Below are 6,000 nucleotides of genomic sequence, written 5' to 3'. Positions count from 1 at the left end.
CCGCCAGCGTTCGTCCTGAGCCAAGATCAAACTCTCAATAAAGTTGTCTTGCGCACAGTTTATCAAACTGGCTTGTTTCATGTTTTTATCATACTGGTTGTTTTGTTCAGTTTTCAAAGATCAATGTTGCTGTCTTTTGCGACAGCTTTTATATCATATCATCCTCATCGGTTGATGTCAACAACTTTTCTTTAAGAAGTTTTTCATTTATTTTGATGTTTTTAAGATGATATTTTTTGGTGTGTCGTTTTCAGCGACGTTTAATAATATAACACATATTAAAAACCAGTGTCAATAAGTATAAGCACTTTTTTATAAATATTCTTTTTCTTTTCTAATAAACTTTCTATATATAGTAGAAAACACCCTTACTACATCACTAGTAAAGGTGTTTACAAACTTACTTATTACGCATTTGCGGGAATAGTAACACATCTCGTATGGATGGTGAATTAGTTAGCAACATCACTAATCTATCAATCCCAATGCCTAAACCGCCTGTTGGTGGCATACCATACTCTAAAGCTTCTAAGAAATCATCATCCATTTCATGTGCTTCATCGTTGCCTTGTTCTTTTTCCTTGACTTGTGCTTCAAACCTCTCTCTTTGATCAATCGGATCATTCAGTTCAGAGAATGCATTGGCGTGTTCGCGTCCTACAATAAATAATTCAAAGCGATCGGTAAATCGCTCATCCTCTTTATTTTTCTTAGCTAATGGTGAAATTTCAACGGGATGACCATAAACAAATGTCGGTTGAATTAATGTTTCTTCTACTTTTTGTTCAAAAAACTCGTTTACAATATGACCAAATTGCATTGTTTCTTCTATTTTTATACCATGCTCTTTTGCTAGCTCTTTTGCTTCTTCATCAGACATTTGCTTCCAGAAGTCTACCCCTGTTTCTTCTTTTATAGCATCTACCATATGTAATCTTGTCCATTTAGGTTCTAAATCTACTTCATCTTCACCATACATTACTTTAGAAGAACCGGTTACTTCTTTTGCAATATGTGCTACAAGATTTTCTACAAGTTCCATAATATCATGATAATCTGCATATGCTTCATATAGTTCAATCATTGTAAACTCTGGGTTATGTCTCGTCGATACACCCTCATTACGAAATACTCTTCCTATTTCATATACTTTTTCCATACCACCAATAATCAAGCGTTTTAAATGTAATTCAATTGCAATTCTCATATATAATGGTATGTCTAGAGCATTATGGTGTGTTTCAAATGGGCGCGCTGATGCTCCACCCGCGATACCGTGCATCATTGGTGTTTCTACCTCTAAGAAACCTCTATCATCCAAATAGCGTCGCATCGATTGAATTATTTTACTACGAAGAACAAACGTATTTTTACTTTCCATATTTGTAATTAAATCCAAATAACGTTGGCGATAACGTTGCTCGACATCTTTTAAACCATGGAACTTCTCTGGTAATGGTCTTAGTGACTTTGTCAGCATCGTAAATTCATTAGCTTTTACCGAAAGTTCCCCTACGTTCGTTTTAAAAACGGTTCCCGTTACACCTACAATATCCCCTAAATCAGCTGATTTGAAAATTTCATAGGCGTCTTCACCGATCATATCTTTTCGTACATATAGTTGCACTTGACCACTCAAATCTTGAATATGGGAAAACCCAGCCTTACCTTTTCCTCTTTTGGTCATTATTCTGCCAGCTACGGTTGTTTCGATTGCTTTTTCTTCAAGCTCCTCTTTAGAGAATTGGTCATACTTTTCGATTAATTCTTCTGCAAGATGGGTACGAACAAATTTATCACCAAATGGATCGATACCTTGTTCACGATAACTTTGCATTTTATCAAGACGTACTCGCATATGCTCATTAAGTTCATCACTCATTTTATTCACCTCTATTAATTAATTTTACCTTTTTTGTTATATATCAAAAAACTGCCAGCATCGTACTGACAGTATCACATTCATGAATAGTATAGAAAAGGAATCCTTTCATGTCAATGTTTACACTTTTAAGAAACGCTTGCTTTTTACTAATATTGCGAATTACTCTTCCCGTCATGTTCATTGTCTATATTAGGTTGTAATTCTTCTATCGATATGTGCAAACGATCTGCTATTTCTTTAAGATTTGCTTGTGTTGGTGCTCGTTTTCCTCTTTCGATATCTCCTAAGTGCGAAACAGATACACCTAATTCATCTGCGAATTGAATCTGTGTATACCCCTTTAATTTTCGAAAGGCTTTGATGCGTTTACCCCATTTGTTTGTTCCCATATGACTACTCCTTCTTTATCTTGTACAGGTAGATTTGCTAATAATTCTGAAACAGGAAGATCTTTATGCACTATATTTAATCGATCATTAAGCTCTGATAATGGAATTAATACAAATGCTCTTTCGTGTAATCTTGGGTGTGGTAAAATTAATCGTTCTGTCTCTATATTCTCTTGATTATATACTATAATGTCAAGGTCTATCGTTCTAGGACCCCACTTAATTTCACGCTTTCGTCCTAGTTGTGATTCTATCTTTTGGCATACATCTAATAAATGATGAGGTTGCAAATCGGTTTCTATTTCAATTACCATATTTAAAAATTGTTCCTGATCGACTGGACCTACTGGATCCGTCTCATAAATAGAAGACTGTTTTATGATCCTTACATTTGGGTGATCTGATAGTTGTTCCATTGCTTGTTCTAAATAATTTAAGCGCGGTTGAATATTGGAACCTAATGCAATATACACTGATTTCATCATGATTTCTCCCTGTAAATTTCAATCGCAACGGACTGATAATGACCTGGAATAGGTGGATCAGGTTTAATCACTTTAACGGTGCATGCTGTTAATAAGTCAAAATGAGAAAACAATTCTATTGATAGTGCTTCCGCAACAGCCTCAACTAAATTTTTGGAAGGTCCCTCGACCACTTGTTTTGTTACTTGGTATACACGTCCATAGTCAATTGATTGGTAAATGTCATCTGTTTCTCCCGCTTTTTTCAGATCAACTTCTAATATTAAGTCGACCAGGAATCGTTGTCCAAGTTTTTTTTCTTCCGGAAATACACCATGAAATCCGTAAAACGCCATCTGATTTAAATAAATCTTATCCATTATCTTCACAACCCTTACCTAAAAGCTTATCCATCATTTTCACCATCCGCACATGCATTTTCACATTATGCACTCGTACGATTTCACAACCTTTTGTCATACCAAAGCATACAGTTGCCCCTGTACCTTCATCACGTTCATCTACAGGTAAATTCAAGGTCTTTGCTATAATGGATTTTCTTGAAGTGCCCAGCAGCAACGGATAATCTAATGTTCTAAGCTTGTCCATTTTTTGCAAAGTCTCTACATTTTCTTCATATGTTTTCGCAAACCCAATGCCTGGATCGATAATAATTTGTTCACTTTTTACCCCAGCATCTATTGCGATTTGAACACTTTCTTGGAGATCCGACACAATGTCCTCTGTCAAAGAATGATAAACAGGTTTCTCTCGATTATGCATCAAGATGATGGGTGCATCAAATTCAGCCGCTACTTTTGCAATATCGGGTTCTCTTTTTGCTCCCCATACATCATTTATAATGGCGGCCCCTGCCTCAAGAGATAACCTCGCAACTTTCGTCTTAAATGTGTCGATAGATATCGGTATATTGATTTCTCCTACTAATGCTTCTATCACTGGAATTACACGTTCTATTTCTTCTTGCTCAGATACTGGTGTATGACCTGGACGTGTTGATTCCCCGCCAATATCGATAATATCCGCTCCATCTGCTTCCATTTTCTTTGCTTGAAGAATTGCTTTGTTAATGTTGTTATACTTCCCACCATCTGAAAAAGAATCCGGTGTAACATTAAGAATCCCCATCACTAATGTTTTATCAGGATAGTAATAATCCTTTATTTTTGTGCGTAGCCACTTTTGCATAACATCCGTCCTTATGGTCTCAAAAATTAAATGCTATTCATAACAAAACATTATAGCACATTTAATACTAAAAAAACGACCACCTTTTTATAGATGGCCGTTGATTTTTATTCATCATCAAATTGATAAAGTGGAGTAGATAAGTAACGTTCTCCATTACTTGGTAGTACCGCAAGGACTTTCTTGCCTTTACCAAGCTTTTGCGCTACTTGTTGTGCCGCATAAATAGCAGCCCCTGAAGATACACCACCTAAAACACCGTCTTTACGAGCAGCTTCTCTCGCTGTTTCGTAAGCCTGGTCATTCGATACTGTTATTACTTCATCATAGACATCTGTATCTAAGACTTCTGGTACAAATCCGGCACCAATACCTTGGATTTTGTGAGGACCTGGTTTGCCTCCAGATAAAATTGCAGAATCTGTAGGTTCTACCGCATAAATTTTTATATTACTATAATGGCTTTTCAGTACCTTCCCTGCACCTGTAATTGTACCACCAGTTCCAATGCCCGAAACAAAAGCGTCTAGTTGGTCACCCATTTGTTCTACAATTTCTTTACCTGTTGTACGTGCGTGAACGGCAGGATTTGCAACATTATTAAATTGTTGAGGCATGAAATAACCGTTTTCTTTCTGTAATTCGGTTGCTTTCGCAATAGCACCTTTCATTCCATCTGCACCTGGAGTAAGTACTAATTCTGCACCATATGCTCTTAATAAATTGCGTCTTTCCATACTCATTGTATCTGGCATGACTAGAATCGCTTTATATCCTTTAATTGCTGCAACTAACGCTAAACCAATACCAGTATTACCACTAGTCGGTTCAATAATCGTATCACCGTCTTTTAGGATACCTTCATCCTCAGCCGCTTCCACCATGGCTAAAGCAATACGATCTTTCACCGAGCTACCTGGGTTCATAAATTCAAGCTTTAGGTAAATTTCTGCACCTTCAGGATCTGCTGTACGGTTTAGCTTCACAATCGGGGTGTTTCCAATCAGTTCTGCAATATTTTGAGCCACTTTCATTCAAGTTCCTCCTCAATTCCAAGTAATATAATTGGTTTTATATACAATGTACATGAAACATGGTACATTTGTCAACCATAAATTGGTAAAAACAGGTTGTATTTATTAATTTTCATATATTAAATCTACTTCTAATTGTTCCCGTAAAAGTGCTGCATCGACTTCGGTGTCCATTCTATCCAAAGCTATATCCTGTTTCACCTCCTGATATGCTTCCTCATAGTTAAGTTCGATAGCAGAAAGATGTTGATGGTGAAAGATTATTGCGTAGCCACTACCTACCAAAAGTGGCTCACTATACGTACCTTCCTCAATGGAAGTTGCCTCTTCATAATATTGATCCGGAATAAAGCTACTCGTTTCAGAATAATAACCTAGATAGCCACCTTGGTTGACAGTTTCTTCATCCGTTGAATACTCTTGCGCTACTTGTGAAAAAGAATCGCCTTCTTCTAACTTTGCAATTACAAGTTCCGCTTCCTGTTGATTGGAAACGAGTATATGAGATAATTGGACCATATCATCGAATTGGTATTGCCCTTGATAGGTATTAAAATACTCTTCTATTTCGGACTCTGATACCGATACATCTTTCGTCAACAACTGTTGTAAAAAATAACGGAATTCGATCTGCTCAGTCCATTCTGTTATTTTACTTTCTCTTTCTTCTGCTGATTGCAAACCTTGCATGACCATCATTCGTGATATTTCACGTTGGATGATCTTCGGATTTATTTCTATTCCTTCTTTTTCTGCTAATTGAAAAACGACTTCTTGATCGATCATATCTGATAAAACTTGTTCGCCATAGAGACTAACCAATTGGTCCATCCAATCTTGATACAAAATCTCCTGATTTTCTATTTCTGCTAATGGTTTATTACGATCTATTTTAGTATTTTCGTCTAATCTATATTCTTCTCCACTGTTGTCACCAGAAAAAAGCAATAATGTAGTGATATTTGTAATGAGTAATAGTAAAATAATAGACCATAACACTAGACGTGATATTCTCAAAC

General features: G+C 36.4%; 7 protein-coding genes. All 7 read right to left on the bottom strand.

Annotated features, from left to right (window positions below):
- Nucleotides 1–400 precede the first annotated feature (400 nt).
- The gene (gene lysS, locus BN3107_RS00410; protein ID WP_058305676.1) at nt 401–1,882 is read right to left on the bottom strand and encodes a lysine--tRNA ligase; all 1,482 of its coding nucleotides are present in this window, start codon (nt 1,880–1,882) and stop codon (nt 401–403) included.
- 149 nt (nt 1,883–2,031) lie between these two features.
- Nucleotides 2,032–2,274, bottom strand: coding sequence for a helix-turn-helix domain-containing protein (locus BN3107_RS00405; RefSeq protein ID WP_058305675.1), 243 nt, complete (start codon nt 2,272–2,274; stop codon nt 2,032–2,034).
- Complete coding sequence (folK, locus tag BN3107_RS00400; RefSeq protein ID WP_058305674.1) at nt 2,226–2,759, bottom strand: 2-amino-4-hydroxy-6-hydroxymethyldihydropteridine diphosphokinase; 534 nt, start codon at nt 2,757–2,759, stop codon at nt 2,226–2,228. The genes BN3107_RS00405 and folK overlap by 49 nt, the downstream gene beginning before the upstream one ends.
- Nucleotides 2,756–3,118: a dihydroneopterin aldolase gene (gene folB, locus BN3107_RS00395; protein WP_058305673.1), complete on the bottom strand. Its 363-nt coding sequence runs from the start codon at nt 3,116–3,118 to the stop codon at nt 2,756–2,758. The genes folK and folB overlap by 4 nt, the downstream gene beginning before the upstream one ends.
- Nucleotides 3,111–3,947: a dihydropteroate synthase gene (gene folP / locus BN3107_RS00390; RefSeq protein WP_058305672.1), complete on the bottom strand. Its 837-nt coding sequence runs from the start codon at nt 3,945–3,947 to the stop codon at nt 3,111–3,113. The genes folB and folP overlap by 8 nt, the downstream gene beginning before the upstream one ends.
- A gap of 107 nt (nt 3,948–4,054) precedes the next feature.
- Nucleotides 4,055–4,981, bottom strand: a complete 927-nt coding sequence (gene cysK / locus BN3107_RS00385) for a cysteine synthase A (RefSeq protein WP_058305671.1) — start codon at nt 4,979–4,981, stop codon at nt 4,055–4,057.
- A 105-nt stretch (nt 4,982–5,086) separates the two neighbouring features.
- Nucleotides 5,087–5,998 (bottom strand): peptidylprolyl isomerase, encoded by a 912-nt coding sequence (locus BN3107_RS00380; RefSeq protein WP_058305670.1) that lies wholly within the window; start codon nt 5,996–5,998, stop codon nt 5,087–5,089.
- Nucleotides 5,999–6,000 lie beyond the last annotated feature (2 nt).

This window comes from Gracilibacillus massiliensis, from assembly GCF_001458115.1.
In the GTDB taxonomy this organism is placed as follows: domain Bacteria; phylum Bacillota; class Bacilli; order Bacillales; family Amphibacillaceae; genus Gracilibacillus; species Gracilibacillus massiliensis.
This window is presented reverse-complemented; position numbering and strand designations above follow the sequence as displayed.